We start from the raw sequence: 15,627 nt of genomic DNA, 5'->3' as shown, positions 1-15,627 counted from the left end.
CGGCTTCGGCCGTTATACAACCGAAAGGAGGTGCAGAATGGGGCCCGGGCAGCTTCAACAAGCGCTTCAACTTAAATGCGGAGAAATCCGCAGGTATTTAATTCGTTTGGGTGCCTCTGCAGCCGACGCGGAAGATGTTGTACAGGAAACGTTATATAAAGCGTTTCTCTATATTGAGGCTATTGAAGAAAACAAATTCAGTGCCTGGATGTATAAGGTGGCGATCAACCGGTACTTCGATTTATGCCGACGGGAAAAGCGTTACGCCTATCAGGCCGAAATTCCCGACGTTCAGGCGCCGGAAAAGGAAGAGCCGGAGGAACGATTGCTTCAGCGTGAACGGCGCGAGGAAATTGAACAGACGCTGGCGCAGTTAAAGCCGCTGCACAAGCAGCTGATTTTGCTGAAATACGAGATGGAGTTATCGTATCAAGAAATTGCGGAGCTGCTGGGAATGACGACGGAAGCCGTAAAGGCCACGCTGTTTCGCGCCCGGCAGCAATTCAAGAATAAATACGGAGGCGAGAAATAAATATGACGAAACCTTGGGAAGAAGATGACAAACAATTCGGCAAAGTCATTAAAAGAGCCAAGAGGAAGACCTGGATTCGCAACATCCTCATCTCGCTCGTTGCGAGTATCGTTGCCATAACTCTTGTGCAATTCGGCGCGCTTCAGCTGACTTATCGGGCAGGCGACAAAGCGCTGAATGAAGAATGGCTGCATATGACGATGACGAGTCCGAACGAATACGAATCGGGATATAAGAATCAAACGGGATTTTTATCAGGCACGCTTGAATTTTCAAGCTATAAAATCGTCGAGGGCGTGCCGGTTCCCTGGGGAAGCCGAATGGCGGAATACAAAGTACCCGGATTCCTGAAATTCACGGGATTAAGCGGAAACATTGGGAACGTGACCGTAGTAGACCCCGATATGAAAGCGAAAAATTATATGTACTATCGACCTTACAATGCCTCCAATGGACAACGGGAATTGATGTTTTATGTGCCGGGCGTGGATTATAACGGGAAAATAGTCAATGACCTCGACTTGGTGGGGAAAATGGGTGCGAACAAGGCGGCAGAGATGGCGATTTCGTTTGATAAGGACTACTCACTTGATGAGGTTCGGGCCATGCTCCCGGGAGAAGTAACGCCGGTCTGGTATTGGGTCGACACTTTCGATAATCGGGAAACCTTCAATTTCAAGCCGTATAAAGATGAACGGGGCGAGACCAGCTACCCTACTCCGATGACTAAGACTTTTGGCGTCTATGGATTTGGCGTACGGCCGGATTGGGAGCAGGTTGAGGTCAAAGATTTTTTGCAGGATCTGCAATTTGGATTGAAGCAAAAGGGCCGTTACACCAAGGAATATGAACGCATCAATAACTATCTCAAAAAAGACAAACAGCAACCGGATGAAAGTGACGTGCGCCTTCTTGGTGTCGTCGTGACCGGAACGGCAGAGGAACTGCAAGCCCTTCGTGGACAGAGTTACGTAAGAGCGGCTGCCCTAGGGGCGGTTACCGAAACCTATTAAGTTAAAAAAGGGACTATCCTTCAGCAGAACGAGCTGCATGCGGGGTAGTCCCTCTCTTTTTGTCTTTCTGTCAAGGCTAGCGGTGCTCGATTAGATCGATGGCGCCGAGCACGATATGGGCCAGGCCGAAACCGAGAGCTCCGGTTGCAGCAAGTTTGTACTTGCTTCCAAGCAGTGATGCGGCAGAAGCGGATACTACAGCTCCAAGAACAGTAGGAATCAAGCCTTCACGCATGCAAAACACCCCTTTGGACTGGATTGGAAAGACAACTTTATTCTGGGATAGGAGCGCCTGAATTATTCATCGACAAGAGAGAGTGAAGATTCAATCCTTTGCCCCCAAGGGTAAAAAGAGGTCAAAACAGTTAGCTAAGGGGTGAGACCTGGATGACACGGAGAAAGACGTCCCAGCAGATACAGCAGTTGGTGTTTGTGGGGCCTTCGACGATATTTTTTGTATTGATCGTAGCGGTCCCGTTTTTTCTGGGCTTATATTATGCGTTTACCGACTGGAACGGGATTTCCAGACAAGTGGATGGGGTCGGGCTGCGGAACTTTGCCCATATTTTTACCAAGGATCCCGCCTTTCTGAATTCGTTCTGGTTCACGGCGAAATTTACGGTGTTGGGCGTGTTGCTCACGAATGTAGTGGGCTTCTTGCTCGCCTATTTCTTAACAAAGCGTCTATATACGCGTAACGTGATGAGGACGGTCTTTTTCATGCCCCATGTAATCGGAGGATTGCTGCTCGGCTTTATCTGGCAGTTTATTTTCGTACGGGGCTTTGCGTCGATCGGCGGGGCTACCGGCTGGTCCTTTTTTAATCTCCCGTGGCTCGGGACGGAAGCGACTTCCTTCTGGGCGATCGTCATTGTGTTCGTCTGGCAGAACGCGGGTTATCTCATGGTTATATATATTTCCGCCATCAACAATGTACCGAAGAGCCTGATCGAAGCAGCCAAGGTTGACGGGGCCGGGCGCGGACAGGTGCTGAGAAGTGTCATCATTCCGCTCGTTATGCCTGCGGTCACGGTGTGCCTGTTCCTGGCACTCTCATGGTCGTTCAAGCTGTTTGATCTGAACCTCTCTCTGACCAAAGGCGGCCCGTTTAAATCGACGGAATCGGTAGCCCTGAACATTTACAACGAAGCCTTCAATATCAGCCGATTCGGCATGGGCTCGGCAAAGGCGATCATCTTCTTCGTTATAGTCGCGCTAATTTCGATTCTTCAGGTCCGGGCGACCAAGAGCAGGGAGGTTGAAATGTAATGGATACAGCCAAACGCTATCGCGGCGGAATGATTTTGATCGAAGCGCTGCTCATTCTCGGCGGACTGGTATTTCTGGTGCCTTTTTATTTTCTGATCGTGAATTCATTGAAAAGCTTTGGCGAAATTCTGACCGATTCGGCCGGATGGCCGAATGTTTTTCAGTGGGGGAACTATGCGGAAGCATGGAAAAAGACCTCGTTTCCCAAAGCCTTCGGCAATTCGCTGCTCGTCACGGTGGCGAGTAACTTGCTGCTCGTTTTGATGTGCTCGATGGCTGCTTACCGGATGGCCCGCAAGCCGACCCGGTATAACCGGTTCTTATATGCTGCGTTTGTCGCGGCGATGGTCATCCCGTTTCAGGCGATCATGATCCCGCTGGTCAAAGTGTCCAGCCTGCTAGGCATTATGAACTCGATTTGGGGACTGGTGATCTGCTATCTGGGCTTTGGCGCACCGCTTACGGTGTTCATGCTCCATGGGTTCGTCAAATCGGTTCCGCTGGATATTGAAGAAGCCGGCCGGGTTGACGGATGCACCGCTTACGGTACATTCTTCCGCATTATTTTGCCGCTCATGCAGCCGATTGCGGTAACGGTCATCATTTTGAACACCTTATGGATTTGGAATGATTATCTGATGCCGTCCCTGATTTTGCAGAAACCGGAGTTGTTTACAATCCCGATCGAGACGTTCGCTTTCTTCGGGCAGTATACCAAGCAGTGGAATTTAGCGCTTCCGGCTTTAGTTCTGGGCATTACGCCGGTAGTTATCTTTTTCCTGGCCATGCAAAAATATATTATCGAGGGCATCGCCCAAGGCTCGGTAAAAGGATAACGTTATCGCATCTTAGTGCGCATTATGCTTGATAGATAAAGCAAAAGGGCAAAGAAGGGCAAAGGAGGGTGAACCGAAATGAAACTGGGCAGACAACTCTTGCTCCTGCTCGTCATGGCGCTGCTGGTTGCCGGATGCGGCAAAAGCGGGCCGGAGATGGACGGGAAGCGTAAAGTACTGCATATTTTTCAGTTTAAGGTGGAAATTGCGGAAGCCATGGAACGCCTGAAGGCGGAATATGAAAAAGAACATCCGGACATCAAGCTGGATATCCAGACCGTCGGCGGCGGGAGCGATTACGGAGCATCCTTGCGGTCCAAATTCGCTTCGGGCGAAGAACCGGATATTTTTAATATCGGCGGATTTACGGAGATGGAAATGTGGCAGGAATACCTGGAAGATTTGTCGGACGAGCCTTGGGTGAAGGACGCCAAGGAAATTGCCAAGGAGCCGATGACAAAGGACGGCAAGCTTTACGGACAGCCGGTGAACCTGGAAGGTTACGGCTTTATATATAATAAGGACTTGTTTGAAAAAGCAGGAATCAAGGAGAAGCCTGTGACACTCAGCGAACTGCGGGAAGCGGCCGAGAAGCTGAAGGCGGCGGGAATCATACCGTTCTCCAACGGATACCAGGAGTGGTTCGTGCTCGGAAACCATAACGTCAATGCGGCATTCGCCAATCAAAAGGATCCGGCGGAGTTCATTCAGGGATTAACGGACGGCAAGTATAAGTTTGCGGATGATCCGGTTTTCAAGCAGTGGACCGAGCTGCTCGATTTGACGCTGGAATACGGCAACCCGAATCCGCTGACCACGGATTACAATACGCAGGTAACGATGTTTGCGGAAGGAAAAACGGCCATGCTGCAGCAAGGGAACTGGACCCAGGTGCAGCTCGACGGGATCAACCCGGACCTGAACATGGGTATTCTGCCGATGCCGGTCGATGATTCGGCGGAAGACAACGACAAGCTGTTTGTAGGCGTGCCGAACAACTGGGTCATTTATAAGGATTCCCCGGTCAAAGAAGAGGCTAAGGAATTCCTTAATTGGCTGGTGACTTCCGAGACGGGCAAAAGATACATCACCAAGGAATTCAAATTCATTCCGGCGTTCGACAGCATTCAAGGAAATGAGGAAGATCTGGGAGTGCTGGGGATGGAAGTGCTGAACTATACGGACGCCGACAAAGCGCTGACCTGGAACTGGTTCCGGTTCCCGAACGGGATGGCGCCTGAAATCGCCAGCAGCATTCAGGCTTATATCGGCGGAAAAATCGATAAGCAGGAAATGCTGGAGCAATTTCAGATGAACTGGGATAACCTGAGCGTGGAGTGAAAAAAGGCCACAACATGGACGCAAGCGTCATACGGATGAGACACATCCGCGTGACGCTTGCTTTTGGTTTCTTTGTATATTCCCATGGGATTTATATTGCAACCCGCGCCTTCATGTACACGTTGAAGGTGCAACGTTATGGTTCCTGCCTAGACTACAACCGCAACTGTTTAACGGTTTCCAAAACAACAAAAGCCCTACCTCTCATTTGTCCTTGCGGCTCCGATGACCGCGCCAGCGTGAATTAGAAATACACGAAAATTCTTACTCTTTGGGTCAATCAAATAAGGAATTTTATACCGATCTGGTATTAGGAGAGTTATAATCTTTTGAGGAACTGCTATATGGGGTTTAACAATCTAATTATTCATATTACTGCAAATTTCATGAAAAGTCAACGGTGATTTTCAAAGCAGCATAAGAAAACTCCGCTTCAAAGAAGCGGAGAGGGGATGATGAATAAGGCGAGCCGGCAAAATTAATTCGCAAATACATAGTCGTCGTTCGTTTTGGTCAGAAGCTCTTTGAAGCCCGAAGTGGCGTATAATTTCTTGTCTTTCGAAATAAATAAAGCTTCGGTATCGGGAGTATTCTCGATGAAGGCGAGACCTTCCTCTATGCCAAGGACAAACAGTGTCGTGGAGAGCGCATCGGCGTCCGTGGACCGGTTGGTTACGATCGTTACGCTGCTGATGCCATTATCCACGGGGTAACCCGTTTTCGGATTGATGATATGCTGGTACAACTTGCCGTCCTCGATAAAGAAACGCTCGTAGATCCCCGAGGTGACCACGGTTTTGTCTTCGACTTTAATGTTACCGATCGGGTTGCCCCGTTCCTGGTCGGGATCCTGAATTCCAATAGTCCAAAGGTTCCCGTTCGGCTTTTTCCCCATAGCGTAAACATTCCCGCCCAAATCGATAATGGCGCTGTTAAAGCCTTGTTCTGCCAGATAATCGTAAATCCGGTCTGCGGCGTAGCCTTTGCCTATAGAGCCTAAATCGATCGCCATTCCTTTTTCCTGCAAAAAGATTTCATGCTTGTCGGCGTTCATATCGATTTTAGTGTAATCACAAAGCGCCTGGGCAATGGCAATATCTTCAACTGCTGGAACATGGGCGCCTTCATGACCGATATTCCACAAAGTCACCAGGTTCCCGATCGCCGGATCGAATCGTCCGTCCGTCCGTTTGGCGTAGTCCAGCGCCGTGGAGACAAGATCGTAGGTCTCCTCGGACACTTTTACTGGTGCCACACCGGAATTGGCGTTGACCTGGTAAATCTCGCTTCCCTCCGCCGTGCGGCTGATTCTGCCATCTATTTCTTGCATCAAGGCGTCGAGCTCCTCGAAATTTTTCGAAGTAGCCCGGTTGTCATATATTTTGACGTTTACCACGGTATCAAAAATAAAAAAGGTTTGGCCCAACGGTTCAACAGTCTGGTTTTTCGATGCTTTCGAGCCGACAGCGGTTCCGGTCTCTGACGAAGTACCGTTTCCGGAACATCCGCCCAGCAATGCCGCGACCATGGATAAAGCCACCAACAGGATTGCCGATTTGTTTTTTTTCATATTCGTAGCCTCTTTTCTCCTGTCATTTCGCCCTTGATTTTAGCAGAAAGTAATCGGTGCTAAAAGTACTTTTATTCACAAAGTAATAATTATCCTATAAAATTCCTTCTTAAGTGAGGATTTTGTGAAAAGCTTCTTGGAAAGCGACAAATATCACACGGCCGTGAGGAATGTTACAGGTATAATGGGTTCATCTAAGATTTATATAATTAAAAAATAAGGGAGTTTGCCATGAAACGCGGAGATATCCTACTTATCGGCTTAATTGTTGTCATTGCCGCAGCGTTTTTGGTCCCGAGGTGGCTCGGTGGGGACTCAAGTGAAAAAGATCACAATGAAAAACGCGTAGCAAAAATTACGGTTGACGGAAAGTTGTTCCGTACGGTGGAGTTGACCGGGGAAGAGCAAACCGTGGAAATCAAAACCGAGTTCGGATACAACCTGTTAAAAGTCCATGATTATGGAATAGAAATGATCGATGCCGATTGTCCGGACAAAGTTTGCCTTACGTTTGGGTTCGTGGAGCGAAACGGAGGGACGATCGTGTGTTTGCCGCATAAGTTGATTGTGGAAATTAGCGGTTCGTCCGGTGAAGGAGATGATGTCGATGTCATCGTTAAATGAACAATCGAATCTGGCATTAAAAAGAACGGTGATCGTTGCTATTTTCGCCGCGGTTGCGGTGGTGCTTAGTTTGGTGGAATCACTTATACCGATCAATATGAGCGTACCCGGCGCCAAACTGGGTCTGGCCAACATCATGGTGCTAACTTGCCTTTATTTTCTAAGGGCCAGGGATGCATTAATGATGGTCTTGCTCAAGACGCTGCTTACGGCATTTATATTCGGTACATTTTCGAGCTTTTTGTTCAGCATCATGGGGGCTCTGTTCAGCTTTGCGGCCATGTGGTTTCTGCTGTTGGTCGGCCGGAAGCGGCTTAGCGCCATCGGGATCAGTATTGTCGGCGGGATCGCCCACAATATCGGCCAGCTTACGGCCGCATCCCTGTATTTTAACACTACAAAAATATTCTACTATCTGCCGATGCTGCTCATTATGGGAGTACTCACCGGGATTGCCGTAGGCATTGCGGTACGGTATTTGATTCCTTCGTTATCCAAGCTTTCGCTGTTCGACGGATTTCTGACGGAAGCGGCTTAATTGCAGAATGGATGTCGGAAAGGGGAAAAGACGATGGAAGGGACCGGGCTTGCTTTCGAATTGCAGCAGGTATCTTTTGCATATGGGCCGGAGCAACCGGTTCTCGGTGATGTAACTCTCGACATTCCTCAAGGAAGTTGGGTGTCGCTGGTAGGGCCTAACGGTTGCGGGAAATCGACGCTCGCCAAGCTGCTTGGCGGTCTTCTGGCCGTGAACAGCGGCAGCATTATAGTAGAAGGAACTCCTCTGTTGAGGGAAACCGTCCAGCAAATTCGCCCCCGGATCGGCATGGTATTCCAGAATCCCGACAACCAATTTATCGGAGCTACCGTAGAGGAGGACATTGCATTCGGCTTGGAGGGCCGCTGTTTGCCAAGGGCGGAAATGGTAGAGCGGGTGAAGCGTTATGCGGATAAGCTGGAGATCGGCCACCTGCTGGCCAAACACCCCGCCGAATTGTCGGGGGGACAGAAGCAGCGGGTTGCTTTGGCGGCTATTTTGGCAATGGAGCCAGGGATCGTTATTTTTGATGAAGCGTCCTCCATGCTGGATGAGAAGGCACGGGGAGAACTGTTGAACATATTGCGTGAAATGAAGCAAAGCGGAAAATACACGATGATTTCCATTACCCATGACTCGGAGGAAATCATGGCTTCGGACCGTGCGATTGTGCTGCGGGATGGAGGGATCGCGGCCGACCTTAAGCCAAGGGATTTGTTCGGCGATGAAGAGCTGCTGGATTCCTGTCGGTTAATCGCTCCTTACGAAGTCCGGCTGGTCCGGGAACTCGGCCGGCAAGGTATCCGCTTGCCGGCCGGATACTGCGGCGAGGAGGTGGCGGAAGCGCTATGGCAATTGTATTCGAACAAGTAAGCTTCGCCTATGATGAACGCAGCCTTTGGCGCCACAGCGCGCTTGAAGAGGTTAGCCTGGAACTGGGAACAGGCGTGTTTGCCGCCGTTGCCGGCTCAACCGGCTCCGGCAAATCGACCCTGCTGCAGCATTTTAACGGCATATTGAAACCGACCGGGGGTAAAGTCCGGGTGCTGGATTTCACCTTGCAGGCCGGGGAAAAGCAGCCTCCGCTGCGCGAATTGCGGCGGCGCGTAGGACTGGTGTTCCAATTTCCGGAACAGCAATTGTTTGAAGATACAGTGGAGAAGGACCTCTGTTTCGGACCGCTGAACTTCGGGATGGGGGCGGAGGAAGCAAGGGACCGGGCCAGCAAGGCGCTCGCCTTGGTCGGTCTTGACGATTCGTTTCTTCCCCGCAACCCGTTTCATCTAAGCGGCGGGCAAATGCGCAAAGTGGCCATTGCCTCCGTATTGGCGATGGACCCGGATGTTATTGCGCTGGATGAGCCGACCGCAACGCTGGATCCGCAGAGCCGGGCCGAACTGGCCGAGCTGCTGTCCCGGCTCCAGCGGGAGCAAGGCAAGACGGTGATCGTCGTTACCCACCGGATGGAAGAGATGCTACCTTACGTAGATACATGGATCGTGATGAAGGGCGGAGCCAAGGTGTTCCAGGGTTCTCCGGCCGAGATGGTCCGCGAATCGGGCTGGTTGGAAAAGGAATGCGGGCTGGCGGTTCCCGCCTGCATTACGACATGGAACAGGATTGCAGCGCGCTTCGGGCTGGAGGATGAAGAGCCGTGCCTGACCTCGGAGAAGCTGGCTTGGCGTGTCGCCCGGCTGCTGGAGGGGCCTGGGCAAAGCATCATGAGGGAAGGGGGCGGTTAGTAATGCGCAACAAATTACTGTTCGGGCGAAGCATCGATACCGGATCATGGGTCCATGGCGTAGACCCACGGGCGAAGTTGACTGGAATGATACTTTATCTGGCCGCCATCGTCATCGTCGGCTCCTGGCCGGCGCTCGGTATCGCAGCGGCTTTCTCGCTGGCGTATATGATCTCAACCCGGATTCCCCTGAAATATTACGCCAAAGCCGCCAAGCCTTTATGGGTACTGATGGTTTTTATTTTTGCGGTCCAATGCCTGACGGTGAAACAGGGGGATGAGCTGTTTCGCCTGGGCTCGTGGGCTTTGTATACGGGGGGCTTAAGCAGCGGGCTGATCGCCGCCTCGCGGATGGCGCTGCTGGTTTCCTTTACGGCGATCCTTACGTTTACGACAACGCCGGGCTTGCTGAACCAGGGACTGGCGGGCGTGCTTACTCCGCTTAGAGTTATCGGGATCTCGGCCCAACGGTTGACGCTTATGATGAGCATTGCACTGCGGTTCATTCCGACGATTTTGGATGAAACGCACAAAATTTTGAAGGCTCAAGCTGCACGCGGCGCGGATCTGAAAGAGATGCCCTGGAAGGAAAAAGGGAAGATGCTGGTCTCGTTGCTGGTTCCGGTCACGGTCAGCGCTTTTCGCAGGGCTGAAGAGCTCGTGTTGTCGATGGAGTCCCGGGGGTACGTGATCGGGGCGCCCCGATCGGAATACCATTTGCTGAGCTGGCGTTTGCGGGACACCTTGTTTGTGGTGTCTTACGTGGCGCTTGTTGCGGCTGTGCTGTCAATTAGATGGATATAGACCTGCTACTACAGCGGGAAAACGGAGGAGGAGAACACCGTGGCGCGTTATTTTAACGGTAGAGAAGTCGAACTGCTTGCACCGGTCGGAACATTCGAGATATTCAATGAGGTTATCAAGGCGAATTGCGATGCCGTTTATTTCGGCGGACCCAGCCTGAATATGCGTATGATGCGCAAGGGATACAATTTTACGCTGGAGGAAATTACGGAAGCGGTCAAGATCGCTCATAGCTTGGGCAAAAAAGCTTACGTGACCGTAAATAATCTGTTAAATGAAGGCGAAATCGAAGAGGCGAAAGACTATTTGCGGTTTCTTGAGCAGGCGGCTCCGGACGCGATTATCGTCCAGGATTTTGCCGTACTTGCTTTGATCAAGCAGTTGAACCTGTCGATCCCGGTGCATTCCTCGGTCATGATGAATGTACATAACGTGGAAATGGTTAGAGCGCTTCAAGAGATGGGCGTCACTCGGGTCGTCACGTCCCGTGAAATGGATTTGCATACGACACGCTATTTACAGGCCGTCACCGGTATGGAGCTGGAATATTTTATCCACGGCGATATGTGCTCTGTCCATGGGGCTAATTGCTATTTCAGTTCCCTGGTATTCGGAATGAGCAGCAATCGGGGCAAATGCCTCAAGCCGTGCCGCTGGGATTACCGCATCAAAAAAGACGGTAACGTCTATCCTTCCGAATACCCGCTTGCCGTAAAAGACATGTTCATGTACGAGCATATTCCGGAACTCATTCACGGCGGTATCACTTCGTTTAAAATCGAGGGACGCATGCGGGACAAAGAATTCGTCATCATGCTGGTGAATGCCTACGGAGATGCGATAGATCGCTATATCAACGATCCGGCCGGGTTCGAGCGGAGTAAGGATACGGAGCTGCTATATCAGAATCGCAAACGCGATTTCTCCACGGCCTATGCCTTTGGGCGCCCAGGGCTGTCCAATATCAATAAACGGTATGAGGGGACCGGTAAGTTCTACAGTACGGGAAAAGTATTCAGTACGCCGACGGAGGAACGGGAGTTGGGCGTGAAACGGCTCGATGAAATCCGTGACAAATGGAGCGGCGGAAGTATGGATGAAGGTGGACGGCATAGCGACAAGTTGAGTGCAACGTTACTTACGGCTTCGGGGCGAACTGAGAAGCAGTCCCTTGCCGAAGTATCGGTGCATGTAAATAATGTAACGCAGGCCAAAGCAGCATTGGAAGCCGGGGCCGACCACATTTATTTGTCGGGCGATGTTTTTGAACCGGATCGTCCGTTTACTAAGGCGGAGATTATGGAATTGGCAGCAGTTAAGGGGCAGGCAAAGTTGTATGTGTGTCTGCCGCGGATGATGACGGAGCTGCATTTTGATATTTACGATGCGCTGCTGTCTGGGGAACGCCTCCCGATTGACGGGGTCATGGTAACCAACCTGGGAGCGGTTCGCAAATTTGCCTCCAAAGGATATCCTCTTGTGGGCGATTTCAACTTGAATGTTTATAACCGGCTGTCTGCCGGATTCTATAGCGAGCTGGGTGTAGAGCGATTAACGGCATCGATGGAACTGCCGCTGCTGGATTTCACAGCGCTGCTCGCAAATTCCCCTGTACCGCTAGAAGCTATAGTCCACGGCTCTCCTGCTCTGATGTACATGGAGCATGACCTGTACGAGAATGCCGATGTATTCCAGCCGATCGGCGAGGAAGACAACCAATTCGTGGACAACAGCGTACTTGTGCTGATGACGGATAAAGGTGAAAACCCCGTTTACCGCGACGCCTATGGCCGCAACCATCTGACCTTAGCGAAGGAGCTCTGCCTTCTTCCGCTGGTGAAGGAATTGAAGGAAGCCGGATTATCCGTCTTCCGGATCGAAGGAGCGACCTACCGGCCGGAGCAATTGGGGACAATCGTCGCCACGTATAAGGCCGCTTTGGCGGAGCCGGAAACAGCCGTCGAGCTGTTCGCGGCATTAAAGCCGGTATACGCCGGCTACACGCTGGGCGCACTGCAATTTGACGGCGGACCGGCAGGAGGCGTGGCCGGAGTTGGGGCCGGAGCTGGAGCTGATAAGGTCGATACTGAGGCAGCGGCTGGACTCGTAACAAGCGGGCTGGTGTGAAGTAAAACCTGGGGCTCGATTGAAGGTGAATTAACTGGAAAATCTACAGTTAATTTACGAGAAAACAGTCCCTGCACCAATTTAACTGGAAAACCTACATCTAATTTCGGGATTCTACCCCTTAATGGTCCTGAAATGGATAAATAGCTGTAGGTTTTCCATCTATATTTTTAATTAGGCTGAAAAACCGAAAAATAGATGTATTCTATCCAGTTATTTTTTGAGAAGAGAAGACAGAGATGGGAAAGTTGCGAAGGGAGCGGTGAACATGCAAAATTATTTGGGGCCTGAGGGTGTATTGGCTAAACGGAAACAGTACTTTTACCCATGTACCAGTCATTTCTACCGGAATCCGCCACAGCTGGTCAAGGGAGAAATGCAGTACTTATACGGTCATGACGGTACGTGTTATACTGACTTTTTTGCCGGCGTTTCCGTGGTGGCCGGCGGGCATTGTAATCCAGAGATCGTGAAACGGACTGCAGAGCAGCTTGGAACGCTGCAGCATACCTGCACGATCTATCTGACCCAGCCGAACGTCGAACTGGCGGAACGGCTGGCGGGGGTACTGCCCGGCGAGTTGAGCCGGACGTTCTTTGTAAACAGCGGCTCGGAGGCCAATGAAGGCGCGCTGCTGCTCGCCCGGCTGCATACCGGGCGGAAGGGCTTTCTTGCGCTGGAGCAGGGCCTGCACGGCCGGACGTATTTGACGATGAGCGTCACAGGCCTCCGGATGTGGCGCTCCGACCCGCAGCTCGCGGAGCTTGGCGCGGATGCGGACGTGACGTTCATCCCGCGGCCGTACGAACGCGGGATAAACGCCGATGAAGCGGCACGCCGCTCCATCGATGCCCTGAAGGCGGTGCTCGCGGAGAAAGGCGGCGATATCGCCGCCATGATCGTGGAGCCGATCCAGGGCAATGGAGGCATCATCGTGCCGCCGGACTGGTATTTCCCTGAAGTGAAGGCGTTGCTGGAGCAGTACGGCGTACTGCTCATCGCCGATGAGATTCAGACCGGCTTCGGCCGCACAGGCCGCATGTTCGCCATGGATCGCTGGGGCGTCACGCCCGACATCGTGACCATGGCGAAGGCGCTCGGGAGCGGCGTCCCCGTGGCCGCGTTCGCTTCGACGGACATCATTGCCGCCAGCTTTACGCGGCCTTCGGCCTCCACGTTCGGCGGCAATCCGGTCTCGTCCGTCACCGCGCTGGCGGTGCTCGATTACATCGAAGCGCACCACCTGCCTGAACGCGCCGAACGCCTGGGCGGCCTGCTGCTCGCCGGTCTGAAGGATGTCGCCGCCCGCTATCCGCACGTCGTCTCCGAGGTGCGCGGCGCCGGCCTGATGATCGGCGCTGAGCTTTGCGCCGATGACGCCGAGCACGGCGCTCTGATGGCCGACGATGTGCTGGAGGAGATGAAGGACCGCGGGTTCATCATCGGCAAGAACGGCGTAGGCCGCAATGTGTTGGCTTTCCAGCCTCCGTTGGTCATTACGGAGGATGATATTGCCGAAATGCTGGGTGCACTTGAGCGCTCCTTGGATGCGGTGCATGAGGCAAGAGGAGGGAAAGATAATGGAGTACGCCCGTAAGGTCGGATCCAAAATCAAACTGTACAGCGAGCTGGTCATGTTCTCGCATACATTGTTTTCTCTGCCTTTTGCAATCATCTCGATGATCTGGGCTGCGGAAGGCTTCCCGACCTGGCGCGTCATGCTGTGGGGGCTGATTGCCCTTATCGGGGCCCGCAATGGAGCCAATGCGTTTAATCGTATCGTGGACCGTACCTTTGACGCGCAGAATCCGCGCACGGCACATCGCCACCTGCCGCGCATGCTGCTAGGCGAAAAGGAAGTCTTGCTGTTTGTGGTCGTCAACTACGCCATCTTTATTTTTGCGGCGGCCATGCTGAATACGTTGTGCTTTATTTTGTCGCCGGTTGCCATTTTCCTGATATCTTCTTACTCTTATACGAAGCGATTCACGTACCTGAGCCACCTGTATTTAGGCTTTACTATCGCATCGGCTCCGATCGGCGCCTGGTTTGCCGTGACCGGCCAGTTTGCTTTTACTCCGTTCATTCTCGGCACCGTCGTGATGCTGTGGATTGCCGGCTTCGATATCATTTACGGCTCCCAGGATATTGAATTCGACCGGAATCATGGGCTTTGGTCCATACCGAGCATTTTTGGCTTAAAAAACGGCCTTCGTATCGCCGCAGGTCTGCACTTAATCATGGTTATGCTGCTGATCGCGTTAATCCCGATCCGACATCTGGGCTGGCTGTACATCGCGGGAATCGCCATCGCTATCTTTCTGTTGATGACCGAGCACAAAATCATCAAGCCTTCGAATCGCAAAGTGATGCACGTAGCTTCCTACAACTTAAATCAGGTGATCAGCATGGTGATCCTGTTGTTTACCCTTTGCGACTATTTTCTGATTTAAGCTAGATCATTTTAAAAAAACACGGCAGTCCGACGGGAGTAGTTGCTCCCTGGGGAACTGCCGTGTTTTTTTGTTCTTCAGGTCTCCGCTTAGGGCCTCGAATCTCTGATCACGAATCTCGGAACTCGGATCTACGATCTCGGGCTTCGAACCTCGAATCTCGAATTTCGGATTTCTAACGGACATGAGAGCCTTTATCTCCGCCAATTTCCCGCTTTTCGAAATCTAACGGTCACCAGGGACCTTAAATATGCGAAAGGGAGCAAATTTGCTCTCAAATCAGGTCGATAAGGTCCGCTATGTCCGTTAGAATTTCAAAACCTCGGTTTTAGCCCAAATAGCGTCTTTGGTGTCCGTTAGAATTGCAAAAGGGAGCACGTGCAGGGAGGGATAATGCTACAAGCGATCCAATACGCAGAAAAATGCTCGAAGGCGGAGTATGACGCTCCAATGAACAGTAATGTGCTCGAAAGCGGAGTATGACGCTCCAATGAATAGTAATGTGCTCGAAAGCGGAGTATGATGCTCCAATGAACAGTAATGTGCTCGAATGCGGAGTATGATGCTCCAATGAACAGTAATGTGCTCGAAAGCGGAGTATAATGCTCCAATGAACAGTAATGTGCTCGAAAGTGGAGTATGGTGCTCCAATGAACTGTAATGTGCTCGAAAGCGAAGTATGGTGCTCAATGAACAGTAATTTGCTCAAAGGCGAGGCAAGGCGCTCTATGAACAGTAATGTGCTCGAAGGCGGAGTATGACGCTCCAATGAACAGTAA

15 protein-coding genes are annotated in these 15,627 nt (G+C 51.7%); 13 read left to right on the top strand and 2 right to left on the bottom strand.

The genetic code is table 11. The annotated features are described in order from the left end of the window. Window positions 1–37: 37 nt before the first annotated feature. Together KB559_RS18860 and KB559_RS18855 are read left to right on the top strand one after the other, a co-directional pair. The gene (locus tag KB559_RS18860) at window positions 38–532 is read left to right on the top strand and encodes an RNA polymerase sigma factor (RefSeq protein ID WP_211023877.1); all 495 of its coding nucleotides are present in this window, start codon (window positions 38–40) and stop codon (window positions 530–532) included. A gap of 2 nt (window positions 533–534) precedes the next feature. Then, window positions 535–1,545, top strand: a complete 1,011-nt coding sequence (locus KB559_RS18855; RefSeq protein ID WP_211023875.1) for an anti-sigma factor — start codon at window positions 535–537, stop codon at window positions 1,543–1,545. 76 nt (window positions 1,546–1,621) lie between these two features. Here KB559_RS18855 and KB559_RS18850 read toward each other — a convergent pair whose 3' ends face one another. Further along, on the bottom strand, window positions 1,622–1,780 hold the full coding sequence (locus tag KB559_RS18850) for an asparagine synthase (protein ID WP_114499079.1): 159 nt from the start codon (window positions 1,778–1,780) through the stop codon (window positions 1,622–1,624). Between the two features lie 152 nt (window positions 1,781–1,932). Here KB559_RS18850 and KB559_RS18845 point away from each other — a divergent pair, with 152 nt between their 5' ends. The 3 genes from KB559_RS18845 (at window position 1,933) to KB559_RS18835 (ending at window position 4,991) form a co-directional block, all read left to right on the top strand. Next, window positions 1,933–2,814, top strand: a complete 882-nt coding sequence (locus KB559_RS18845; RefSeq protein ID WP_211023872.1) for a carbohydrate ABC transporter permease — start codon at window positions 1,933–1,935, stop codon at window positions 2,812–2,814. After that, window positions 2,814–3,650, top strand: coding sequence for a carbohydrate ABC transporter permease (locus KB559_RS18840; RefSeq protein WP_211023870.1), 837 nt, complete (start codon window positions 2,814–2,816; stop codon window positions 3,648–3,650). The genes KB559_RS18845 and KB559_RS18840 overlap by 1 nt, the downstream gene beginning before the upstream one ends. Before the next feature lie 78 nt (window positions 3,651–3,728). After that, window positions 3,729–4,991, top strand: a complete 1,263-nt coding sequence (locus KB559_RS18835; protein WP_211023868.1) for an ABC transporter substrate-binding protein — start codon at window positions 3,729–3,731, stop codon at window positions 4,989–4,991. 478 nt (window positions 4,992–5,469) lie between these two features. Here KB559_RS18835 and KB559_RS18830 read toward each other — a convergent pair whose 3' ends face one another. Continuing rightward, window positions 5,470–6,561 (bottom strand): FAD:protein FMN transferase, encoded by a 1,092-nt coding sequence (locus KB559_RS18830; RefSeq protein ID WP_211023866.1) that lies wholly within the window; start codon window positions 6,559–6,561, stop codon window positions 5,470–5,472. A 231-nt stretch (window positions 6,562–6,792) separates the two neighbouring features. Here KB559_RS18830 and KB559_RS18825 point away from each other — a divergent pair, with 231 nt between their 5' ends. The 8 genes from KB559_RS18825 (at window position 6,793) to KB559_RS18790 (ending at window position 14,848) form a co-directional block, all read left to right on the top strand. Further along, window positions 6,793–7,185 carry a NusG domain II-containing protein gene (locus KB559_RS18825; RefSeq protein WP_211023864.1) on the top strand — a complete coding sequence of 131 codons (393 nt, stop codon included), beginning with the start codon at window positions 6,793–6,795 and terminating at the stop codon, window positions 7,183–7,185. After that, complete coding sequence (locus KB559_RS18820; RefSeq protein ID WP_211023862.1) at window positions 7,169–7,723, top strand: Gx transporter family protein; 555 nt, start codon at window positions 7,169–7,171, stop codon at window positions 7,721–7,723. The genes KB559_RS18825 and KB559_RS18820 overlap by 17 nt, the downstream gene beginning before the upstream one ends. Before the next feature lie 33 nt (window positions 7,724–7,756). Then, window positions 7,757–8,596, top strand: coding sequence for an ATP-binding cassette domain-containing protein (locus KB559_RS18815; protein ID WP_211023860.1), 840 nt, complete (start codon window positions 7,757–7,759; stop codon window positions 8,594–8,596). Then, a complete protein-coding gene (locus tag KB559_RS18810) occupies window positions 8,572–9,465 on the top strand; it encodes an energy-coupling factor transporter ATPase (protein ID WP_211023858.1) in 894 nt (297 codons plus the stop codon). Before KB559_RS18815 ends, KB559_RS18810 begins: the two co-directional genes overlap by 25 nt. 2 nt (window positions 9,466–9,467) lie before the next feature. Continuing rightward, window positions 9,468–10,268: an energy-coupling factor transporter transmembrane component T family protein gene (locus KB559_RS18805; RefSeq protein ID WP_211023855.1), complete on the top strand. Its 801-nt coding sequence runs from the start codon at window positions 9,468–9,470 to the stop codon at window positions 10,266–10,268. A 39-nt stretch (window positions 10,269–10,307) separates the two neighbouring features. Further along, on the top strand, window positions 10,308–12,395 hold the full coding sequence (locus KB559_RS18800) for a peptidase U32 family protein (protein ID WP_211023853.1): 2,088 nt from the start codon (window positions 10,308–10,310) through the stop codon (window positions 12,393–12,395). Window positions 12,396–12,663: 268 nt separating this feature from the next. Beyond that, on the top strand, window positions 12,664–13,992 hold the full coding sequence (locus KB559_RS18795) for an aspartate aminotransferase family protein (RefSeq protein WP_211023851.1): 1,329 nt from the start codon (window positions 12,664–12,666) through the stop codon (window positions 13,990–13,992). Beyond that, entirely contained in the window at window positions 13,976–14,848 is an 873-nt protein-coding gene (locus tag KB559_RS18790; RefSeq protein ID WP_211023849.1) for a UbiA-like polyprenyltransferase, read from the top strand. The genes KB559_RS18795 and KB559_RS18790 overlap by 17 nt, the downstream gene beginning before the upstream one ends. The last annotated feature ends 779 nt before the right edge of the window (window positions 14,849–15,627 follow it).

The organism is Paenibacillus sp. Marseille-P2973 (genome assembly GCF_018101095.1).
Lineage (GTDB): Bacteria > Bacillota > Bacilli > Paenibacillales > Paenibacillaceae > Fontibacillus > Fontibacillus vini.
Note: the sequence above shows the minus strand (reverse complement) of the source record. Positions and strands in the feature narration are given on the sequence as shown.